This is a genomic window from Actinomadura chibensis NBRC 106107 (assembly GCF_001552135.1).
Taxonomy (GTDB): domain Bacteria; phylum Actinomycetota; class Actinomycetes; order Streptosporangiales; family Streptosporangiaceae; genus Spirillospora; species Spirillospora chibensis.
Genome location: NZ_BCQP01000004.1, coordinates 236844 through 255309, shown reverse-complemented (window position 1 = coordinate 255309; position 18466 = coordinate 236844). Strand labels below are relative to the sequence as shown.

Annotated in this window: 22 protein-coding genes; 11 read left to right on the top strand and 11 right to left on the bottom strand. The window is 75.1% G+C overall.

The genetic code is table 11. From position 1 onward, the window contains the following. The first annotated feature begins 139 nt into the window (after positions 1 to 139). Positions 140 to 634: a transcriptional regulator BldD gene (gene bldD, locus ACH01S_RS03050; RefSeq protein ID WP_021597992.1), complete on the top strand. Its 495-nt coding sequence runs from the start codon at positions 140 to 142 to the stop codon at positions 632 to 634. Here bldD and ACH01S_RS03045 read toward each other — a convergent pair. The 6 genes from ACH01S_RS03045 to ACH01S_RS03020 form a co-directional block, all read right to left on the bottom strand. Beyond that, positions 530 to 2068 (bottom strand): MFS transporter, encoded by a 1539-nt coding sequence (locus ACH01S_RS03045; protein ID WP_067885034.1) that lies wholly within the window; start codon positions 2066 to 2068, stop codon positions 530 to 532. The two genes, bldD and ACH01S_RS03045, sit on opposite strands and share 105 nt — an antisense overlap. 33 nt (positions 2069 to 2101) lie before the next feature. Beyond that, the gene (locus ACH01S_RS03040) at positions 2102 to 3286 is read right to left on the bottom strand and encodes a CoA transferase (protein ID WP_067885032.1); all 1185 of its coding nucleotides are present in this window, start codon (positions 3284 to 3286) and stop codon (positions 2102 to 2104) included. Then, positions 3283 to 4368 carry a Zn-dependent alcohol dehydrogenase gene (locus ACH01S_RS03035; protein ID WP_067885030.1) on the bottom strand — a complete coding sequence of 362 codons (1086 nt, stop codon included), beginning with the start codon at positions 4366 to 4368 and terminating at the stop codon, positions 3283 to 3285. The genes ACH01S_RS03040 and ACH01S_RS03035 overlap by 4 nt, the downstream gene beginning before the upstream one ends. Positions 4369 to 4391: 23 nt before the next feature. Further along, positions 4392 to 5810 carry an aldehyde dehydrogenase family protein gene (locus ACH01S_RS03030; protein ID WP_067885028.1) on the bottom strand — a complete coding sequence of 473 codons (1419 nt, stop codon included), beginning with the start codon at positions 5808 to 5810 and terminating at the stop codon, positions 4392 to 4394. 377 nt (positions 5811 to 6187) lie between these two features. Further along, positions 6188 to 6703: an SAV_6107 family HEPN domain-containing protein gene (locus ACH01S_RS03025; protein ID WP_067885027.1), complete on the bottom strand. Its 516-nt coding sequence runs from the start codon at positions 6701 to 6703 to the stop codon at positions 6188 to 6190. 263 nt (positions 6704 to 6966) lie between these two features. Beyond that, a complete protein-coding gene (locus ACH01S_RS03020) occupies positions 6967 to 7761 on the bottom strand; it encodes a L,D-transpeptidase family protein (protein ID WP_067885025.1) in 795 nt (264 codons plus the stop codon). 23 nt (positions 7762 to 7784) lie between these two features. Here ACH01S_RS03020 and ACH01S_RS03015 point away from each other — a divergent pair, with 23 nt between their 5' ends. Genes ACH01S_RS03015 through ACH01S_RS02995 form a run of 5 tightly spaced genes read left to right on the top strand, consistent with a single transcriptional unit; the run spans position 7785 to position 10487 of the window. Continuing rightward, on the top strand, positions 7785 to 8249 hold the full coding sequence (locus ACH01S_RS03015) for a YbaK/EbsC family protein (protein ID WP_067885023.1): 465 nt from the start codon (positions 7785 to 7787) through the stop codon (positions 8247 to 8249). Between the two features lie 14 nt (positions 8250 to 8263). After that, positions 8264 to 8614: an arsenate reductase family protein gene (locus tag ACH01S_RS03010; protein ID WP_067885020.1), complete on the top strand. Its 351-nt coding sequence runs from the start codon at positions 8264 to 8266 to the stop codon at positions 8612 to 8614. 57 nt (positions 8615 to 8671) lie between these two features. Further along, entirely contained in the window at positions 8672 to 9499 is an 828-nt protein-coding gene (locus ACH01S_RS03005) for a hypothetical protein (RefSeq protein ID WP_067885018.1), read from the top strand. 42 nt (positions 9500 to 9541) lie between these two features. Further along, positions 9542 to 9874: a hypothetical protein gene (locus tag ACH01S_RS03000; RefSeq protein ID WP_067885016.1), complete on the top strand. Its 333-nt coding sequence runs from the start codon at positions 9542 to 9544 to the stop codon at positions 9872 to 9874. A 10-nt stretch (positions 9875 to 9884) separates the two neighbouring features. Continuing rightward, complete coding sequence (locus ACH01S_RS02995) at positions 9885 to 10487, top strand: GNAT family N-acetyltransferase (RefSeq protein ID WP_067885014.1); 603 nt, start codon at positions 9885 to 9887, stop codon at positions 10485 to 10487. Here the strand turns inward: ACH01S_RS02995 and metF are convergent. Beyond that, complete coding sequence (gene metF, locus ACH01S_RS02990; protein WP_067885012.1) at positions 10424 to 11359, bottom strand: methylenetetrahydrofolate reductase [NAD(P)H]; 936 nt, start codon at positions 11357 to 11359, stop codon at positions 10424 to 10426. The two genes, ACH01S_RS02995 and metF, sit on opposite strands and share 64 nt — an antisense overlap. A gap of 158 nt (positions 11360 to 11517) precedes the next feature. Here metF and ACH01S_RS02985 point away from each other — a divergent pair, with 158 nt between their 5' ends. Together ACH01S_RS02985 and ACH01S_RS02980 are read left to right on the top strand one after the other, a co-directional pair. Next, entirely contained in the window at positions 11518 to 12570 is a 1053-nt protein-coding gene (locus ACH01S_RS02985; RefSeq protein ID WP_067885010.1) for a polyprenyl synthetase family protein, read from the top strand. Positions 12571 to 12671: 101 nt separating this feature from the next. Further along, complete coding sequence (locus tag ACH01S_RS02980; protein ID WP_083980237.1) at positions 12672 to 13442, top strand: protein kinase domain-containing protein; 771 nt, start codon at positions 12672 to 12674, stop codon at positions 13440 to 13442. Between the two features lie 22 nt (positions 13443 to 13464). Here ACH01S_RS02980 and ACH01S_RS44265 read toward each other — a convergent pair whose 3' ends face one another. From ACH01S_RS44265 to ACH01S_RS02965, 4 genes are all read right to left on the bottom strand, one after another. Next, positions 13465 to 13626, bottom strand: coding sequence for a hypothetical protein (locus ACH01S_RS44265; RefSeq protein WP_169809194.1), 162 nt, complete (start codon positions 13624 to 13626; stop codon positions 13465 to 13467). A gap of 64 nt (positions 13627 to 13690) precedes the next feature. After that, a complete protein-coding gene (gene thiE, locus ACH01S_RS02975) occupies positions 13691 to 14359 on the bottom strand; it encodes a thiamine phosphate synthase (RefSeq protein WP_067885008.1) in 669 nt (222 codons plus the stop codon). Between the two features lie 127 nt (positions 14360 to 14486). Further along, positions 14487 to 14861, bottom strand: a complete 375-nt coding sequence (locus tag ACH01S_RS02970) for an Rv2175c family DNA-binding protein (RefSeq protein ID WP_067885292.1) — start codon at positions 14859 to 14861, stop codon at positions 14487 to 14489. Between the two features lie 78 nt (positions 14862 to 14939). Continuing rightward, complete coding sequence (locus ACH01S_RS02965) at positions 14940 to 16151, bottom strand: NAD(P)/FAD-dependent oxidoreductase (RefSeq protein WP_067885289.1); 1212 nt, start codon at positions 16149 to 16151, stop codon at positions 14940 to 14942. 198 nt (positions 16152 to 16349) lie between these two features. Here ACH01S_RS02965 and thiO point away from each other — a divergent pair, with 198 nt between their 5' ends. Genes thiO through ACH01S_RS02950 form a run of 3 tightly spaced genes read left to right on the top strand, consistent with a single transcriptional unit; the run spans position 16350 to position 18463 of the window. After that, positions 16350 to 17489 (top strand): glycine oxidase ThiO, encoded by a 1140-nt coding sequence (gene thiO, locus ACH01S_RS02960; protein WP_067885005.1) that lies wholly within the window; start codon positions 16350 to 16352, stop codon positions 17487 to 17489. Beyond that, positions 17486 to 17686 carry a sulfur carrier protein ThiS gene (gene thiS / locus ACH01S_RS02955; protein ID WP_067885003.1) on the top strand — a complete coding sequence of 67 codons (201 nt, stop codon included), beginning with the start codon at positions 17486 to 17488 and terminating at the stop codon, positions 17684 to 17686. The genes thiO and thiS overlap by 4 nt, the downstream gene beginning before the upstream one ends. A gap of 3 nt (positions 17687 to 17689) precedes the next feature. Continuing rightward, positions 17690 to 18463: a thiazole synthase gene (locus ACH01S_RS02950; RefSeq protein WP_067885001.1), complete on the top strand. Its 774-nt coding sequence runs from the start codon at positions 17690 to 17692 to the stop codon at positions 18461 to 18463. Positions 18464 to 18466 lie beyond the last annotated feature (3 nt).

Genomic DNA, 18466 nt, shown 5'->3' with positions numbered 1-18466 from the left:
CTGTGGGCTTCCCCGTTTTACCGTCACTGTCCGTAACCATCCCCGGGGGCCACTCCTGAGGCCGAGGCTTCGAGAATCGGCTCCCCTCCGGCGCCAGCCGGAGTCCGACGACGATGAAAGTGAGCCTGGGGGCCGCGAAATGCCGTCTGAATACGCTAAGGCTCTCGGCGCGCGCCTGCGCGCCATCCGCACCCAGCAGGGCCTGTCCCTGCACGGTGTGGAGGAGAAGTCACGTGGCCGCTGGAAGGCCGTCGTCGTGGGTTCGTACGAGCGGGGCGACCGCGCCGTCACCGTTCAGAAGCTGGCCGAGCTCGCCGATTTCTACGGCGTGCCGGTTTCCGAGTTGCTGCCCGGCGGAGCCGCGCCGAGCCCGCTCGGGCCTACACCCAAGCTCGTGATCGATCTAGAGCGGTTGCAGCAGCTTCCGAAAGACAAGGCCGGTCCTCTCGCCCGCTACGCCGCGACGATTCAGAGCCAGCGGGGCGACTACAACGGAAAGGTCCTGTCCATTCGTCAGGAAGACCTGCGTTCACTCGCGGTCATCTATGACAAGTCCCCGACCGAGCTGACCGAAGAGCTGATCGGCTGGGGCGTCCTCGACCCGGAGGCGCGCCGCGCCGTCGAGTCGTTCTGATCCGCACGCACCATCGGGACGGGGTCCGGCCTCCCGCCGGGCCCCGTTTCGCTTGCCCGCCCCGGGCCCGCGGCGCCCCCGCCGCCCGCGGCGCGGCGCGAGCAGCGCCAGCGGGACCACGGCGGCCGTCACGGCGGCGCTCACCGCGAACCCGGCCGTGTACCCGGCGTCCCCGGGGACGCCCGCGACGACGACCGCGCTGATCTGCGTCCCGAGCGACGCGCCGACCGTCCGGACGAGCGTGTTGATCCCGGTCGCCACGCCCGTCTCCCCGGCCGGGACGGCCGCGACCACGAGGTTCGCGACCGCCGCGTAGGCGAAGCCGAGCCCGATCCCCCGGGCCAGGCCGCCGACGTAGAGCTGCCACATCGCCGCGTGCTGGACGGCGACGAACGCGTAGCCGAGGCCCGTCGTCAGCGCGCCGCCGAGCAGGACCGTCCGGGAGCCGAACCGCCGGTCGAGCAGGCCCGCCGTCATCCCCGCGAGCGTCATGCCGACGCTCGCGGGCAGTTGCAGCAGGGCGGCCTGCGTGGCCGTCCCGCCGAACCCGTAGCCGGTGCCCGCCGGGAGCTGGACGAGCAGCGGGAACAGCAGCCCGCCCGCCATCAGCGCGTACCCCGACAGCAGCGACGCGGCGTTCGCCGTCCACACCCCGCGGACGCGCATCAGCCGCAGGTCGACCAGCGGCGCCCGCACCCGCCCCTCCACCCACAGCCACGCGCCGAGCGTGGCCGCCGACAGCGCGAGCAGCCCGAGGACGCCGGGCGACGTCCAGCCCCAGTCCATCCCCTGGGTGAGCGCGGTGAGCGCGGCGACGAGCCAGGCCGCGAACAGCGCGGCGCCGTACCAGTCGACCTTGGCGGCCTTGCGGGGCGCCGCGTGTGGAACGATCCACCAGGCCAGCGCCACACCCGGCGCGAGCCCGGCGACCGGCACCCAGAGCAGCCAGCGCCAGCCGAGCAGGTCGATGATCGGCCCGGCGAGGCACCAGGAGACGGCGCCGCCGAGCCCCAGCATGGACGACATGAGCCCGATCGCCGAGGCCGTCCTGGCGGGCGGGACGACGTCCCGGATGATCGTGTACGCGAGCGGGAAGACGCCGCCGCCGATCCCGCTGAGGGCGCGTCCGGCCAGCATCACCGGAACCGTCGTCGCGACCGCCGCGACGACCATGCCCGCGACGGAGACCAGCAGCACCGCGAGCAGCACGCGCCGGGGGCCGTGCAGGTCGCCGAGGCGTCCGACGACGGGCGTCGCGACGGCGGCGGAGAGCGTCATCGCGGTCAGCGACCACGCCGCCCCGGCGGGGGTCGTGCGCAGGCCGTCCTGGATCTGCGGGAGCGCGGGCGTCACGACGGCCATCGACAGCGAGTACGCCATCACGCCGAGGAACGCGAGCAGCGGCACGAGCCCGCGAACGCCGCCCGCCGCCACCGGCCCCTCCCTTAGTTCGCCTACCTAACTATCTCATACGGCGGCGATCGTCCCGCCGGCGCGCAGGGCCTCGACGCGCCGCGGGGACAGGGAGAGGACGTCGCGGAGCACTTCCTCGGTGTGTTCGCCCAGCGCGGGGGCAGGACTCGGTGGCGTGGACGCGCCGCCGAACAGCAGCGGCGAGCCCGGGGCGAAGTGCCTGCCTATGCCGGGCTGGTCGAGCAGGGCCATCAGGGGTTCGTTGTCGAGTCCGTCTTTGACTTCCGCCAGGTCCCTGTAGCGGGACCACAGGACGGACGTCCCGCGCAGGCCGTCCTCGACCTCCGCGCAGGTGCGGGACGCGAACCAGGGCGCGAGGACGCCGCCGAGCGCCTCGCGGCAGGCGAAGCGGTCCCCGGCGCGGCGGAAGTCGGCGTCCAGGGCCCGTTCCAGCGCGGCGGCCACCTCGCCGAGCCCGGTCGCCGCCACCAGGTCGCGCCAGTGGCGGGGCGTCAGCGTGACGACCATGACGCGTCCGTCGGCGGTGGCGAAGTCGCGGCCGAAGTCGCCGAACAGGGCGTTGCCCAGCCGGGGGCGCGGCGCGCCGAGCTGCGCCTCCGCGAGGTAGCCGAGGTTCCCGGCCGTGGCGAGCGCGACGTCGCGCAGCGCGACCCGGACGCTCCGCCCCTCCCCCGTGCGCAGCCGGTGCCGCTCGGCGGCCAGCAGCCCGACCGCCGTGTACAGGCCGCAGGCCACGTCCCAGATGGGCAGGACGTGGTTGACCGGGGTGTCGTGGTCGGCCGGGCCCGTGATGGACGGGAACCCCATCGCGGCGTTGACGGTGTAGTCGACCGCGTTGGCGCCGTCCCTGCGTCCCAGCAGCTGGACGTGGATCAGATCCGGCCGCCTCTTCCGGAGCGCCTCGTAGGTGAGCCCGTCGCGCGGCGGCGCGTTGGTCAGGACGACACCGGCCTCCGCGGCGAGGGCGGCGGCGAGGTCGCGCCCGTCCGGGGAGCGGAGGTCGAGCGTGACCGACCGCTTCCCCTTGTTGAGCCCCGCCCAGTACAGGCTGCGCCCGGACGGGGCCAGCGGGTGGCGGTCGATGTCGGGGCCGCCGCCCACCTGGTCGACGCGGATCACGTCCGCGCCGAGCTGGGCGAGCGTCATCCCGCCGAGCGGCGCGGCGACGAAGCTGGACAGCTCGACCACGCGCAGCCCGGCGAGGGGGCCCGCCGTCATGGGCCGATCTCGATGAGGGAGCGCGCGCCCCGGCCGTCCCGCATCCGGTCGAACGCGGCGGGGACGCCGTCCAGGCCGATGCGGTGCGTGACGAGGGTGGCCAGGTCGAGCCGTCCCGCCTCGATCTCGCGCACCAGCAGGGGCACGTCCCTGTCGGGGACGGACGACCCGTACACCGAACTCGTCAGCCGCCGGTTGAAGTGGAACAGCTCCAGCGCGTTGAACGTCACGGAGTCGTCGCGGGCGCCGACGCCGACGACCGTGCACTGCCCGCCCCTGCGCACCGACTGCCACGCCGTCCGGATCAGGTCGGCCTTGCCCACGCACTCGAAGGCGTGGTCGGCGCCGCGTCCGCCGGTCAGCGCGCGGACCTGTTTCGCCAGTTTCGGGTCGCTCTCCAGGTAGTGCGTCGCGCCCGCCGCCCTGGCGAGGCCCTCCTTCCCGGCGCCCCGGTCGACGGCGATGATCGTCGCGGCCCCGGCGAGGCGGGCGCCCATGACGGCCGAGAGCCCGATCCCGCCGAGCCCGACGACCAGCACCGACTGCCCCGCGCGGACGCCCGCCGTGCCGCGGACGGCGCCGATGCCCGTCAGCACCGCGCACCCGAGCAGCGCGCTCAGGTCGAGCGGCGCGGACGCGGGCAGCGGCACCACGGACCGCTCGGCGACGACCAGCTCCTCGGCGAACCCGCCGACGCCCATGCAGGCGTGGAGCGCGGCGCCGTCCAGCGTGGCGCCGGACGGCGGGCTCACCGCCCCCTCCGCCGCGCTGCACAGCCACGGCTCGCCCTCTTCGCAGAACCAGCACTCGCCGCACGCGGCGGCCCAGTTCAGGACGACGCGGTCGCCGGGGCGGACGCGGGTGACGGCCGCGCCGACCTCGGCGACCGTCCCGGCCGCCTCGTGCCCGAGGACGAGCGGGAACGCGGGCGCCAGCGTCCCGTTCACCATCGACAGGTCGGAGTGGCACACCCCGGCCGCCGCCACCCGGACCCTCACGTCCCCGGGCCCGACCGGGGGCAGTTCGATCTCGCAGACCTGCGGCGGGACGTCCGGCCCCGTGGCGACGACGGCCTTGACCATGGATGCCTCTCCTCGGCTGGGGGTCAGAGCTGGATGGACTTGGTCTCGAGGAACTCGTCCAGGCCGTACCGGCCCAGCTCGCGCCCGAGCCCGGACTGCTTGTACCCGCCGAACGGCGCGAGCAGGTTGTAGGCGCCGCCGTTCACGTCGATGGAGCCCGTCCTGACCTGGCGGGCGAACGCGAGCGCCCGGTCCTGGTCGGCGGACCACACGGCGCCCGCGAGCCCGTAGCGGGAGTTGTTCGCGATCTGGAGGGCCTCGTCGTCGTCGCGGAACGGGATGACCGAGAGGACCGGGCCGAAGATCTCCTCCTGCGCGACCGTCGCGTCCTGGTCGACGTCGGCGAGCACGGTCGGCGCGATGTAGTGGCCGCGGTCGAAGCCGTCCGGCGTGGCCGTCCCGCCGGTGACGACGCGCGCGCCCTCGGCGACGCCGGTGTCGATGAAGCCGCGGACCCGTTCGAGCTGGGTCTTGGACACGAGCGGCCCGAGCCGGGTGGACGGGTCGAGCGGGTCGCCCGGGGCGAATCCCTCGGCGGTGCCCTTCACGAGGTCGAGGGCCTGCTCGTAGAGGTCCTGGTGGACGAGCATCCGCGTCCAGGCGGTGCAGGTCTGGCCGCCGTTGATGTAGGCGTTGGCGACGCCGACCTTCACCGCGGTCTTCAGGTCGGCGTCGTCCAGGATCACGTTGGCGGACTTGCCGCCGAGCTCCAGCGCGACCTTCTTGATCGTCTTCGCGGCCAGCTCGGCGACCCGGGACCCGGCCCGCACCGAGCCGGTGAACGACACCATGTCGACCTCGGGATGGGCGGCGAGCGCCTCCCCGACGACCGGCCCGTACCCGGGGACGAGGTTGACGACGCCCGCCGGGATCCCCGCCTCGTGGACGGCGTCCATCAGCAGGTAGGACGCCAGCGGCGCGACCTCGCTCGGCTTGATCACGATCGTGCAGCCGGCCGCTAGCGCGGGCGCCAGCTTGCAGGTGATCTGGTGCAGCGGGTAGTTCCACGGCGTGATCGCGGCGACGACCCCGGCCGGTTCCCGGACCACCAGCGAGTTGCCGACCCGCTCCTCCGGCAGGCCCGCGGCGATCATCTCGGCGTACGACCCGACGACGTTCTGCGGCAGCCCCGCCTGGACGCGGGTCGCGAGGCGCATGGGGCTGCCGACCTCGCTCGCGATCGTCCTCGCGATGTCGTCGGCGCGGGCCGCGAGGGCGTCCCGGAGCCGTCCGAGGTACTCGGCGCGCTCGGCGTAGGACGTCGCCGACCAGGCGGGCAGCGCGGCGCGGGCGGCGCGCACGGCCCGGTCGGCGTCCTCGGCCGTCCCCTCCGGGACGGTGCCGAGCGTCTCCTCGGTGGCGGGGTTCTCGACGGCGATGACACCGCCGCCCTGCGGGCTCGTCCAGGCTCCATCGATGTAGAGGGCGTCTCGATCGTGCACGGCGTCTCCTCGGGGCTCGGAGGATCTACGGAGTCGGCACGCCGGTCCGGCGGCACTACCGCCCCCGACGGTATGCTCCCGCCCTCCCCCGCCCAGGACCGGGGTCCCACCCACGACACCCCGACACCCGACGCCCAACACCACCCCCAACCGCCGACACGCCGAACGCGCGCCCCACCCCTGCCCCAGCCCCGAGCCGCAGCACTTCCACCCCCACCGGATCGCGCCGGTGGGGGTGGCTCGGGGGGCGGCCGTCGCCGGGGCGATCGGTCTCGGCGGTGGGGGCCGGGGCCGCCGCCGGTGGTGAGCTCGGCGGGACGGGCGCCCCGGCCCCCGGGTGCGGCCGGCCCGGGGAGGGGGACGGCCGCCGGGAGGGGTCAGCCGGCCTCGGGGACGGGCAGCGTCGGCTGGCTGGTGACGCCGAGGGTGTCCTCGACGAGGGTGACGAAGACCTCGGCGTCGTGCAGCAGCTCGTCGGCCTCGCGCGCGGTGGCGGCGCGCGGCAGGCCCGCCTCGGCGGCGGCGCGCTTGTCGGCGCCGGCGGCGAAGAAGGCGGCCCACTCGCGCAGCGCGGGCTCCGCCTCGGGCAGCAGCACCCACACGCTGCGCGGGCGCCCGCGCCGGTGGGTCTCCAGGGGTTCCTTGGACGCCAGCACCGCGGCCGCCGCGCGCAGCGCGGCCAGGTGGGCGCAGACGTAGCGGACGGCGGGCGAGGTCGCCTCGGCCGCCTCCGCGAGGCCCATGCGGGCGGCGTGCAACTGGCCGGCGGCGGTGTGCGCCGGGCGGGGGGCGGGCAGCGGACGGTGGCGCGGGCTCGGCGGCGGCGCGGACGCCGCGGCCGAGTGGATCTGCGCGGCCGGGTGGGCCCCGCGCGCGGTCATCGTTCCGGACATGGTCTGCCTCCTTCCGGGGCTCGGGCCGGCCGGGCGGAGAGCTTCCCCTCACTCCGCCCGGCCGTCCGTCCCGCCGGAGCACCGCATGCCCCGGCGGGGACGTCGCCCTGGCGCGGGCCGCGAGTCCCGCGCCACGTCGAACATAAGTTCGACGCATTCCCAGTAAAGCGCCCAGTCGGCGATTCGTCAACGTGTTCGAACGTGTGTCGTGTCCCGCAGGTCAGCGGGCTTGACACCAGGGGGACAGGCGGGTCGGACAGTCCTCAGGAAGGCCGTCTGACGTGCACCGGAACGTTCGTCCCGAGGATGCCGGGGAGGTACTCGGCGATGTGCATCGGCATCCGGACGCACCCGTGCGAGGCGGGGTAGTCGGGCACGTCCAGGGCGCCGTGGAAGGCGATGCCGCCGTTGAAGTAGATGGGGTTGTAGAGCCGCCCCAGCGGCGAGGTCTCCCAGCCGGAGGCGCGGCGCCCGGTCCGGAAGTCGCCGGTGCCGGTCGTGGCGTAGCGGCAGCGCGGGACCTTGGCGCCCCGGTCCTTCGCGCAGTAGTACTCCCCCGAGCCGGACGAGATGTGCGAGATGAGGCGCGGCGCGCCGTCCTTGTACAGGACGAGGTACTGCCGCCGGAGGTCGACGTCCACCCGGTTCTTCTCGCGCTTCTTCGCCATCGGACGCGGTTCCTTGGGCGCGTCCAGCGCCCTCCAGAACGCGGCGGTCAGCGTGCTCTTCTGCTTGAGCCGGTTGACGCCCTGGAACGCCCACACCGCCATCTGCGTGGACACCCCGTACTTCCCGTCCACTTTCCCCGGGTCGTAGTGGAGTTCCTTCAGGCGGCGCTGCAGCGCCTCGACGTCGGCCCCCTTCGCGCCCGGCTTCAGCTTGCGATGCGTGGGCGTGGGCGTCGGGGTAGGAGTCCGGCCGGGCCCCGCGGGCTTCGAGGACGGTGAGACCTTCGGCGGCGGAGGCGCCGCCTCATCCGTCCCGTTGCACGCCGTCAGCAGGACGGCCCCGGCCACCAGAACCGCGGTCTTCCGCACGTCGATCGCTCTCCCTCGCATGAGGCGACCTTAAAGTGCTACCCATGCATCCGAATGCCGAAATCGTCGCAAAGGCCCTGCTGGACCAGGGCGCGACCGGAGCCATCGTCGAACTGCCCGACTCGGCGCGGACCGCGCAGGCCGCCGCCGAGCAGCTCGGCTGCGAGGTGGGCGCGATCGCCAACAGCCTGGTGTTCGACGCGGACGGGGCGCCCCTCCTCGTCATGACGAGCGGCGCGCACCGGGTCGACACGGCCAAGGTCGCGGCGCTGGTGGGGGCGGCGAAGGTCAGGCGGGCGACGCCCGAGTTCGTCCGGGAGGCGACCGGGCAGCCGATCGGCGGCGTGGCCCCGCTCGGCCACCCCGCGCCGATCCGTACCCTCGTGGACGTCTGGCTGGAGAGGTACGACCGGGTCTGGGCGGCGGGCGGGCATCCGCACACCGTCTTCCCGACCTCCTACGAGGAACTGCTGCGGATCACCGGGGGCGACCCGGCCGAGGTGGAGTGACGAGAATGGCTGACATGGAGATCTGGCACAACCCCCGCTGCTCGAAGAGCCGCGCCGCGAAGGCCGCGCTGGACGAGGCGGGCGTCGAGTACACCGAGCGCCGCTACCTGGACGACCCGCCCACGGCGGAGGAGTTCGACGCCGTCCTCACCCGGATCGGCGCCGAGCCCTGGGAGGTCGCGCGCCTGAACGAGCCGGTCGCCAAGGAGCTCGGCCTCAAGGACCTCGACCGCGACCGGGCCCGGTGGATCGAGGTCATGGTGGCGAACCCGGTGCTGATCCAGCGGCCGATCGTCCTCGCCGGGGACGCCGCCGTCGTGGCGCGCGACGAGGCGTCCGTGCGCAAAGCCCTCGACAGCCGCTGAACGGGGTGTGATTCTGGGGAGTCGAGCAACGCCGAACGGTGACTTCCGGGAGGGGCGATGACGGCGCAGATGCGCACCGGCCCGGGCGCCCGCGACCCCCAGTTCCGGGGGATCGACCCGCCCGCGCTCGACCGGGTGATCAGGCAGCTCCAGGACGCGCAGAACGCGATCCAGGGCTGGCTGAACGGGCACCGCCCCCCGCCGGGGGTCTCGACGGCCGGGTACCGGCAGGCGGACGAGGTCGCGCGGTGGGCCGCCGAGCAGCTCGAAATGCTGACGCGGCGCTACAACTACGCGGTCACGCACCCGTCCCCGGGCGGCGGGGTGGACGCGCCGCCCGCGCCCGCCCCCGCGCCGACGCCGGGGACCCGGACGCCGCGGCCGACGAAGCCGCCGAAGGCGGTCGAGCCGCCGCGCGGGCCGTCCCCGCGGACGACGCCGCGCGGCGCCGGGGACATCGGCAACTTCCCCGACCGCAAGGCCGCCACCAGGGCCGCGAGGACCGACGCGCTGGCCGTGGTCGCCTCGATCCGGGACGGCCGGGCCGTCCCCGACCCGGTGTGGCGGCATCTGAAGGCCAACGCCGACGACCCCGACTACACCGCGGCGCTGTACGAGCGCCTCGGCCCGGCGGGCGCGGCCGGCCTGCTGGCGGCGGCGCACGGCGACGAGGCGAAGGTGCGGGCCGTCCAGGAGGCGCTCGGCGTGTCCAGCCACCACATGACCATGGACGCGCGCTGGCTGCGCGCGTTCCTCGCCGAGGCCGACCGGGCGGGGGTGCGTCCGGTCGCCGTCCAGGTGCTGGCCGGGGCCGACCTGAGCCCGCGGGCGCGGGAGGCGCTCGCCCGGATCGGCCCGCGCCCGACCGCCGCCGACGTCGCCTGAGCCCCTGGACGTGCCGTCCGAGCCCCTGGATGTGAGGTCGCCATGGCCGCTCCGCCGCCCCCCGGAAGCCTTCCGCCGCCGCTGACCGGCGCGGCGGCCGCGCGGCTGTCCCCGGACGAGCGTCCGAATCCGGACTACGAGCGCCTCTACCGCGCGTACGCCGACGCCTACGGCGGCATCGACCGGCTCCGCGGCGCGCTCGACCCGCCGGTGCGGACCCTGGGCGGGACGGACGCCTGGCTGGGCCCGGAGGCGCGCGAGTGGGGCGGGCGGCTCGACGCCGAGCGCGGGACGCTGAAGAAGGCCGCCGACCGCATCCTCTGGGACATCTACGACCGGCTTTCCGCCACGCAGCGGACGGTCGCCCGGGTCTAGTCTCTGTCGGGTGAGGGACCTGAAGCTGCGCGAGATCGACGAACGCGCCTTCCTACGCAGGCTCGGCCCCATGCTGGACGTGTACGCCGCCGCGATGGCCCCGCCGAGGGAGCAGCTTCCGGGACGCCACACCATCATGGAGCGGCACGCCGCCCACCCGGGGTTCCGGGCGTTCGTGGTCGAGCGGCGCGGCGCGCTGCCCGTGCTGGCGGGCGGCGTCCACGGGTTCGCGTACGGGTTCCGCGGGGCGCCCGGCCAGTGGTGGCACGACGTCGTCTACCGCGCGCTCGCCGACCGCGGCGGCCCCGAGCACGCGGAGTCCTGGCTGGAGGACGCGTTCGAGGTCGCCGAGCTGCACGTCCATCCGGACGCCCAGGGCCGGGGCTTCGGCCGGGCGCTGCTGAACGCGCTGTGCGAGGGGCGGCCGGAGCGGACGGTCGTGCTGTCCACGCTGGAGCGGCGGCCGGACACGCCCGCCCGCACGCTGTACCGGTCCGTCGGCATGGTCGACCTGCTGACGGACTTCGAGTTCCCCGGCGGCGGGCCCCGCTACGCGGTCATGGGCGGGACGCTGCCCCTCGCGCCGTACCCGGCCCCGTCGACCAGGGAGTAGACCTCGCGGGTCGCCGTCGACTTGTTGAAGGTGATGAAGTGGATGCCGGGCGCGTCCTGGTCGAGCAGCTCGCGGCACAGCTCGGCGGCGTGCTCGATGCCGAGGCGGCGGACCGCCTCCGGGTCGCCGGCGACGGCCTCGAACCGGGCCCGCACCTCGGGCGGGAACGGCGCGCCGGACAGCTGCTCGGACCGCTCGATCGTGCTGAGCTGCGTGACCGGCATGATGCCCGGCAGGATCGGCACGTCGCAGCCCGCGGCGGCGACGCGGTCGCGGAGCCGGAAGTAGTCGTCGGCGCGGAAGAACATCTGCGTGATCGCGTAGTCGGCGCCCGCGCGGCACTTCTCGACGAAGTAGCGGGTGTCGCTGTCGATGTCGGCCGAGCGGGGGTGCTTGTAGGGGAACGCGGCGACGCCGACGCAGAAGTCGCCGTAGGACCGGATCATCCGGACGAGGTCGGCGGCGTACTCGACGCCCTCCGGGTGCCTGACCCACTCCCCCATCGGGTCGCCGGGCGGGTCGCCGCGCAGCGCGAGGACGTTGCGGACGCCCGCGGCGGCGAACCGCCCGATGAGGTTGCGCAGCTCGGCCTGCGAGTGGTTCACGGCGGTGAAGTGCGCGACGGGGGTGAGCGTGGTGTCGGTCGCGATCCGCTCGACGATGTCGACGGTCTTGTCGCGGGTGCCGCCGCCCGCGCCGTAGGTCACGGACACGAACGTCGGGTGCAGCGACTCCAGCTCGCGGATCGCGCGCCACAGGTTCCGCGCGCCCTTGTCGGTCTTCGGCGGGAAGAACTCGAACGAGAACGACCGGCCGCCCGAGGCCAGCAGCTCGCGGACGGTCGGCGGACGTTCTGGGCGCAGGCGTGGCATTCCCCAAGCCTACAGAAACCGCCGGGCGGCCCCCGCCCCTCCGATACGGGTGACCCTCCCCACACCCCACGGGCGTTATGTCCACATTTCTGAAGATTTAGTGACATCTCACGTTTTCGGCGGACGGTTGAATCCGCCCAGGTGGATACGATCTCGGCATGTCGACCAGCCGCATCCGCAGGGAGGTCGACGAGGCGCTCCTGGCCTTCGTCGACCGGCAGCGCCCGGCCCTCCTCCGGATCAGCAGTGACCTCGCGCCCCTGATGTCCGCCCTGGACGCCCTGCTCAGCGGGGGTAAGCGGCTCCGTCCGGCGTTCTGCTACTGGGGCTGGCGCGCGGCGGGCGGCCCGGACGGCCCGGACATCGTGGCCGCCGCCGCGTCCCTGGAGCTGCTGCAGGCGAGCGCCCTGATCCACGACGACGTGATGGACTCCAGCGACACGCGGCGGGGGCAGCCGTCCGTCCACCGCAGGTTCGAGGCGCTGCACCGCGCGCAGTCCTGGCCGGGCGACGGGGCGGCGTTCGGCGGCGGCGCCGCGATCCTGCTCGGCGACCTGTGCCTCGCCTGGTCCAGCGAGATGTTCGAGACCTGCGGCCTCGCCGCCGCGGACCGCTGCCGCGGCCGGTCGGTCTACGACCTGATGCGCACCGAGGTCATGTGCGGCCAGTACCTCGACATGCTGGAGGGGACGCGCGGCGAGGCGAGCGTCAGCACGGCGCTGCGCGTGGTCGAGTACAAGAGCGCCAAGTACACGATCGAGCGTCCGCTGCACCTCGGCGCGGCCCTCGCCGGGGCCCGGCCCGACGTGATCGCCGCGCTCGCCTCCTACGGCCTGCCGCTCGGCATCGCGTTCCAGCTCCGCGACGACGTCCTCGGCGTGTTCGGCGACCCCGCCGAGACCGGCAAGCCCGCGGGCGACGACCTGCGCGAGGGCAAGCGGACCGTGCTGATCGCCCTCACCCTGGAACGCGCCTCGGCCGCGCAGGCGGCGGCGCTGCGGCGCCGCCTCGGCGACTCCGCCCTCGACCACCCCGGCGTGGACGAGCTGCGCGCGATCATCCAGGACACCGGCGGCCTCACCGCCTGCGAGGCGATGATCGAGCGCTACCTCGGCGAGGCCGAGAAGGCCCTGGAGGCCGCCCCCATCACCGCCGAGGCGCACGAGGCCCTCTCCGCCCTGGCCGTGGCCGCGACCACGCGCGTCACCTGACGCCCGGGCGCGGAAGATTCGGGTTCCGTACTCGAACGTTCCACTGACAGGGTACAAATTAGGGAGATCTTCGTCCGTCCCCGCCGAGTCGGAGAAATCCAGTGCCGCACGACACCTCCCGCGGGAGGACGAACGCCGGGCGTCCGCGCGACGCCCGTCCGGCGCGCCCCGGCGGCGCGGCCCGGGCCCCGCATCCCGGCCGCGCGGGCAAGGCGGCGCGTCCGGCGCAGGGACGTCCCGCGAGCGGCGCCCACGTCGTCGGGCGGGGCGCCAAGGGCCCCCGCCTGCAGCAGGTCGTCGACGATCGCGGCCCCCTGCCCCCGCCGCAGCTCCGCAAGGTCGCGACGCGGACGGCGGCGGCGCTCGCCGCGCTGCACCGCGCCGGGGCCGTGCACCGCGACCTCCGGCCCGGCAACGTCCTGCTCGGCCCGGACGGCGCCAAGGTCGTCGACGCCCGCGACCCGGACGCGCCGGGCGGGTCGCCCGCCTACCTGGCCCCCGAGCAGATCGAGGACGAGCCGGTCGGCCCGCCCGCCGACGTCTTCGCCTGGGGCGCGACCATGGTGTTCGCCGCGACGGGGCGCCCGCCGTTCGGCGCCGGGCCGAGCAGCGCGGCGGTGATGCGGCGCGTCACGACCCGGCCGCCCGACCTCGGCGGGCTGGACGGCCCGCTGCGCGACCTCGTCGCCCGCTGCCTGGACAAGAACCCCGCCGCGCGGCCGACCGCCGCGCAACTCGTCCGCGCGCTGCGCGAGGGGCACGGGCCCGCGCCGAAGCCGCGCCCGACCCGCATCCCGCGCTACCGCTGGCGGATGATGGTGGCGCTCGCCGCGGTCGTCGTGTCCGGCTTCGCGCTCGGCATGCTCTTCTGAGACCGGCCGTCCGGTCCGGGGCTCACCAGTGCGGCGGGCGGTCCTCCAGGAGGCGGTCGTCGTCGCCCCCGCCGGAGCGCCACTCGCCCCAGCCGGTGTCGGTGTCGTCGGAGGTCTGGTCGGGCAGGATCTCCAGGTCGTCGTCCAGCTCGACCGGCCGCTCGTCGTCGGGTCCCACGCTCATGATCTCCATTGTGGGCGATCGCGGACCGGGCCGCACTGTGATCCGGGTCAAACCATGACAAGGGTCAGGGCGCGAGACGGCGTGCGAACTCCGCCGCCGCGGCGCCCGGATCGGCCGCCTCGGTGATGGCCCGGACGACCACGACGCGGCTCGCGCCCGCCGCGCGGACCTCGTCGAGGTTGCCGAGGTCGATCCCGCCGATCGCGAACCACGGCCGGGTCGGACGGCGCTCGGCGACGTGCTTCACGAGCGGCAGGCCGGGGGCCGGGCGGCCCGGCTTGGTCGGGGTCGGCCACACCGGGCCCGCGCAGAGGTAGTCGACGCCCGGCTCGGCGGCGGCCGCGGCCGCCTGCCCGTCCGAGTGGGTGGACCGGCCGATCAGCGGGTCGCCGCCGACGATCTCGCGGGCGGCGGGGACGGGCAGGTCGTCCTGGCCGAGGTGCAGCACGTCGGCGCGGACGGCGTGCGCCACGTCCGCCCGGTCGTTCACGGCGAGCAGCGCGCCGTGCCGCTCGCACGCGTCCCGGAAGACCTCCAGGTACGCGATCTCCTGCCGGGCCTCCAGGCCCTTCTGCCGGAGCTGGACGATGTCGACGCCGCCCGCGAGGACCGCGTCGAGGAAGTCGGGCAGGTCGCCCTGCCGCTCGCGGGCGTCGGTGCAGAGGTAGAGGCGGGCCCGGCCGAGGCGGGCGCGGAGCGCGACGGCGCGCTCGCCGGGGAGATGCCTGGACACGTCGGCCCTTCCGTGAGGTGGCGGGGCCGCGCGGAGGTTCCGCGCGACCCCGCGATCGTGTCACGTGCGCGGCGTCCGGCCGGTCGCGGGCCCCGCCCTGGCGGCTCCGCGGCCCGGGACCGCCGGTCTAGAAGGCCATCGCCTGGGCGCGGCGGCGGACCTCGGTCCCCCGGTTCTCGGTGAGCGCGTCCACGGGCGTGCCGGGCAGGGTGTCGTCGGCGGTGAACAGCCAGCGGATCGTCTCGACGTCGTCGAACCCCGCGTCCGACAGGAGCGTCAGCGTGCCGGGCAGGCCCTTGATCACCTGGCCGTCCTTGATGAACGCGGCGGGCACCTGGGGCTCGCCCTCCCGGCGCACGGCGAGCAGGCGGTGCTCGCTGATGAGCTGCTTGATCCGGTTGGGCTTGATCCCGAGTCGCGCGGCGGCCTCCTTGAGGGAGAGCCACTCGCCCGCGAGGGCGTCGGTCCGGGGGTCCAGTGCGCTGTCAACGGTTGCGTGCATCTGCGTCACGCCCCCTTGCTACCACGCCTTCGGAAGAATCAAACCCCCTGGACAACCGTAACGTCTGCCCAGGATGGGCTAGGCGCGCACCGCCTGCCGGACGGGGACGTCCGGGTCGGCCAGCGCGTCCGGGTCGACGGGCGTCCCGGCCGCGATCACACGCCGCGCCTGGACGAGGTCGCGCGGCCGGTCCACGGTGAGGACGGCGTCGAGCCGGTCGCCGGTCAGCCACGCCAGCGTCCACTTCCGGCCGGACGGGTCGCCGCGCCGCACCGTCCGCTCGGACGCCGCGTGGCTGCCCGCGTACTGCACCATGCGCCCGAACTGCTCCGACCAGAAATAGGGGGCGGTGTCGTACACGGCGTCCTCGCCGAGGAGGGACGCGGCGGCCACCTCCGGGGCGTTGAGGGCGACGTCCCAGTGCTCGACGAGGAGCCGCCGCCCGTACCGGGCCGACCACCAGGCGGCGCAGTCGCCGACGGCCACGACGTCCGGGCGGAGCGAGCCGGGCTCCTCCGTCCCCGCGTAGGCGCGGAACGAGCCGTCGGTGACGACGCCGCGCTCCACCAGCAGGCCGGAGCCGTCCAGCCAGGACAGGTCGGGGCGGACGCCGATCCCGGTGACGACCTCGTCCGCGTCGATCCGGGCGCCGCCCGCGAGGACCAGCCCGCGGTCCCCGACCTCCGCGACCTTGACCCCGGTGCGCAGCTCGACGCCCGCCTCGGCGTACCAGGGGGCGGTGTGCACGCCCGCCTCGGGGCCGAGCGCGCCCGCGAGCGGGGCGTCCGCGGCCTCGACGACGGTGACCTCGCAGCCCTTCTTGGCGGCGGCGGTGGCGACCTCCGCGCCGATCCAGCCCGCGCCGACGATCACGATGCGGGCGCCCGCGACGAGCCGGGAGCGCAGGTCGCGGGCCTGGTCGATGGTGCGCAGGACGTGCTGCGGCCCGTCCCCCGGCAGCGTGACCGGGACGGCCCCGGTCGCGATCACCAGCCCGTCGAACGGCAGGTCGCCCGCCGTGGACGCCACGGCGCCGCCGCGCTCATCGAGGCGCAGGCCGGTGGCGCGCTCGCCGAGCAGCAGGTCGACGCGCAGGGCGTCCCAGTCGGCGTCGACCGTCGTGTCGTCGGAGTCCCCGGCGAGGACGGCCTTGGACAGCGGCGGCCGGTCGTAGGGCAGGTGCCGCTCCGCCGAGACGAGCGTCAGCGCGCCCCCGTACCCCCGGCTCCGCAGCGACTCCACGGCGCGCACCCCGGCGAGACCACCGCCGACGACGATGACCCTCTCCATGACGGTCACCCTAACGGGCGCCGCTAAAGAGCTGGACGCCTGTCCAGACACATGCACATCTACGGAGGGACGTAAGGTAGGAACCAGCTAAAACGGCACAGAGCGCGGGAGTCCGGTGCGACCGGGCTGAGAGGGCGGCTGGAACGGGCCGCCGACCGCCACGACCTGATCCGGATCATGCCGGCGAAGGGAGCGCGCATGGAGATCGTGATCGTCGGGGCCGGGGTCGTCGGCCTCGCCACCGCCTGGCGGGCCGCCGCGGGCGGCGCGGCCGTCACGCTGGTCGACCCCGAGCCCGCGAGCGGGGCGTCGGCGGTCGCCGCGGGGATGCTCACCCCGGTCAGCGAGCTGACCTACGGCGAGGAGCCGCTGCTGCGGCTCGGCCTCGCGTCCCGCGACCGGTACGGCGCGTTCGTCGCCGAGCTGGAGGACCTGACCGGCCTCGACACCGGGTACCGCACGGACGGGATCATCGAGGTCGCGTTCGACGCCGACGACCTCGGCCACCTGGACGACCTGCGCCGCTTCCAGGAGAGCCTCGGCATCCCCGTCGAGGCGCTGACCGGCCGCGAGTGCCGCCGCGCGGAGCCGATGCTCGCGCCCGGCGTGCGCGGCGGCCTGCTCGCCCCCGAGGACGGCTCGATCGACCCGCGCCGGCTCACCCCCGCGCTGCTCGCGGCGGCCGAGCGGGCCGGGGCGCGGCTCGTCCGGCGGCGCGCGGCCGGGCTCCTCGTCGAGCGCGACGCCGCCGCCGGGGTCCGGCTCGACGACGGGACGGAGCTGCGCGCCGACCGCGTCCTGCTGGCGGCGGGCCCCTGGTCGGGCGACCTCGACGGGCTGCCGCCCGGGACCGTTCCACCCGTCCGCCCGGTGAAGGGGCAGGTGATCCGGCTCCGCGCGCGGACGCCGTTCATCTCCCGCTCCACCCGGGGCATCGTGAAGGGCTCGTCGGTCTACCTCGTGCCCCGCGCGGACGGCGAGGTCGTCGTCGGCGCCACCCAGGAGGAGCTGGGCTTCGACACCCGCGTCACGGCGGGCGGGCTGTGGGAGCTGCTGCGCGACGCCCGCGAGCTGCTCCCCGGCATCACCGAGCTGGAGTTCGCCGAGGTGTCGGCGGGGCTGCGCCCCGGCTCCCCGGACAACGCGCCGGTGATGGGCCCGACCGCGCTGCCCGGCCTGTACGTCGGCACCGGGCACTTCCGCAACGGCGTGCTGCTCACCCCGGTCAGCGCCGACATCCTGGCCGCGACGCTGCTGGACGCCCCCGTCCCGGACGTCGCCGCCCCGTTCTCACCCGACCGCTTCTCCTCCGAGCTCTCCCCCGAGGTGCCCTCATGAAGGTGATCGTCAACGGCGAGCCGCGCGACCTGCCGGACGGCGCGAGCGTGGCCGAGGTCGTCGCGTCCGTGACGGCCGCCGGGGCCGGCGTCGCCGCCGCGCTGAACGGCGAGGTCGTCCGCCGCTCGGAGTGGGAGACGACCCCCCTGCGCGACGACGACCGGCTCGAAGTGCTCACAGCGGTACAGGGAGGTTGAGGGGTGGAGGACGACAGGCTCGTCATCGCGGGCGAGGAGCTGGGCTCCCGGCTGATCATGGGGACCGGGGGCGCGCCGAGCATGAGCGCGCTGCGCGCGGCGCTCGCCGCGTCCGGGACGGAGCTGACCACCGTCGCGATGCGGCGCGTCGACCCGTCCGCGCGGGGCTCGGTGCTCGACGTCCTGTCCGAGTGCGGGATCCGGGTGCTGCCGAACACGGCGGGCTGCTTCACGGCGGGCGAGGCCGTCCTCACCGCGAAGCTCGCCCGCGAGGCGCTCGGCACGGCGTGGGTCAAGCTGGAGGTGATCGCGGACGAGCACACCCTGCTGCCCGATCCGATCGAGCTGGTCGAGGCCGCCGAGCAGCTCGTCGCGGACGGGTTCGTCGTCCTGCCCTACACCAACGACGACCCCGTCCTCGCGCGGCGGCTGGAGCAGATCGGGTGCGCGGCGGTGATGCCGCTCGGCTCGCCGATCGGGTCCGGCCTCGGCATCCGCAACCCGCACAACATCGAGCTGATCGTCGAGCGGGCGGGCGTCCCGGTCATCCTGGACGCGGGGCTCGGCACGGCGTCCGACGCGGCCCTGGCGATGGAGCTCGGCTGCGACGCGGTCCTGCTCGCGACGGCCGTCACCCGCGCGCGGCGGCCGGAGCGGATGGCGGCGGCGATGCGGCACGCCGTGGAGGCCGGACGGCTCGCGCGGCTCGCCGGACGCATCCCGAAGCGCCGCTACGCGCAGGCGTCCTCCCCGTTCGAGGGCATCGCGACCTCGTAGCAA

What these genes read in the sequence shown, in the direction of transcription:
- ACH01S_RS44265 (WP_169809194.1), bottom strand. Translation starts at nt 13,626, where the DNA reads ATGAGCGTGGGACCCGACGACGAGCGGCCGGTCGAGCTGGACGACGAC.
- ACH01S_RS03040 (WP_067885032.1), bottom strand. Translation starts at nt 3,286, where the DNA reads ATGACGGCGGGCCCCCTCGCCGGGCTGCGCGTGGTCGAGCTGTCCAGC.
- ACH01S_RS03005 (WP_067885018.1), top strand. Translation starts at nt 8,672, where the DNA reads ATGACGGCGCAGATGCGCACCGGCCCGGGCGCCCGCGACCCCCAGTTC.
- thiS (WP_067885003.1), top strand. Translation starts at nt 17,486, where the DNA reads ATGAAGGTGATCGTCAACGGCGAGCCGCGCGACCTGCCGGACGGCGCG.
- ACH01S_RS03015 (WP_067885023.1), top strand. Translation starts at nt 7,785, where the DNA reads ATGCATCCGAATGCCGAAATCGTCGCAAAGGCCCTGCTGGACCAGGGC.
- ACH01S_RS03025 (WP_067885027.1), bottom strand. Translation starts at nt 6,703, where the DNA reads ATGTCCGGAACGATGACCGCGCGCGGGGCCCACCCGGCCGCGCAGATC.
- ACH01S_RS03010 (WP_067885020.1), top strand. Translation starts at nt 8,264, where the DNA reads ATGGAGATCTGGCACAACCCCCGCTGCTCGAAGAGCCGCGCCGCGAAG.
- ACH01S_RS02985 (WP_067885010.1), top strand. Translation starts at nt 11,518, where the DNA reads ATGTCGACCAGCCGCATCCGCAGGGAGGTCGACGAGGCGCTCCTGGCC.
- ACH01S_RS03035 (WP_067885030.1), bottom strand. Translation starts at nt 4,368, where the DNA reads ATGGTCAAGGCCGTCGTCGCCACGGGGCCGGACGTCCCGCCGCAGGTC.
- thiO (WP_067885005.1), top strand. Translation starts at nt 16,350, where the DNA reads ATGGAGATCGTGATCGTCGGGGCCGGGGTCGTCGGCCTCGCCACCGCC.
- ACH01S_RS03000 (WP_067885016.1), top strand. Translation starts at nt 9,542, where the DNA reads ATGGCCGCTCCGCCGCCCCCCGGAAGCCTTCCGCCGCCGCTGACCGGC.
- bldD (WP_021597992.1), top strand. Translation starts at nt 140, where the DNA reads ATGCCGTCTGAATACGCTAAGGCTCTCGGCGCGCGCCTGCGCGCCATC.
- ACH01S_RS03020 (WP_067885025.1), bottom strand. Translation starts at nt 7,761, where the DNA reads ATGCGAGGGAGAGCGATCGACGTGCGGAAGACCGCGGTTCTGGTGGCC.
- metF (WP_067885012.1), bottom strand. Translation starts at nt 11,359, where the DNA reads ATGCCACGCCTGCGCCCAGAACGTCCGCCGACCGTCCGCGAGCTGCTG.
- ACH01S_RS02970 (WP_067885292.1), bottom strand. Translation starts at nt 14,861, where the DNA reads ATGCACGCAACCGTTGACAGCGCACTGGACCCCCGGACCGACGCCCTC.
- ACH01S_RS02965 (WP_067885289.1), bottom strand. Translation starts at nt 16,151, where the DNA reads ATGGAGAGGGTCATCGTCGTCGGCGGTGGTCTCGCCGGGGTGCGCGCC.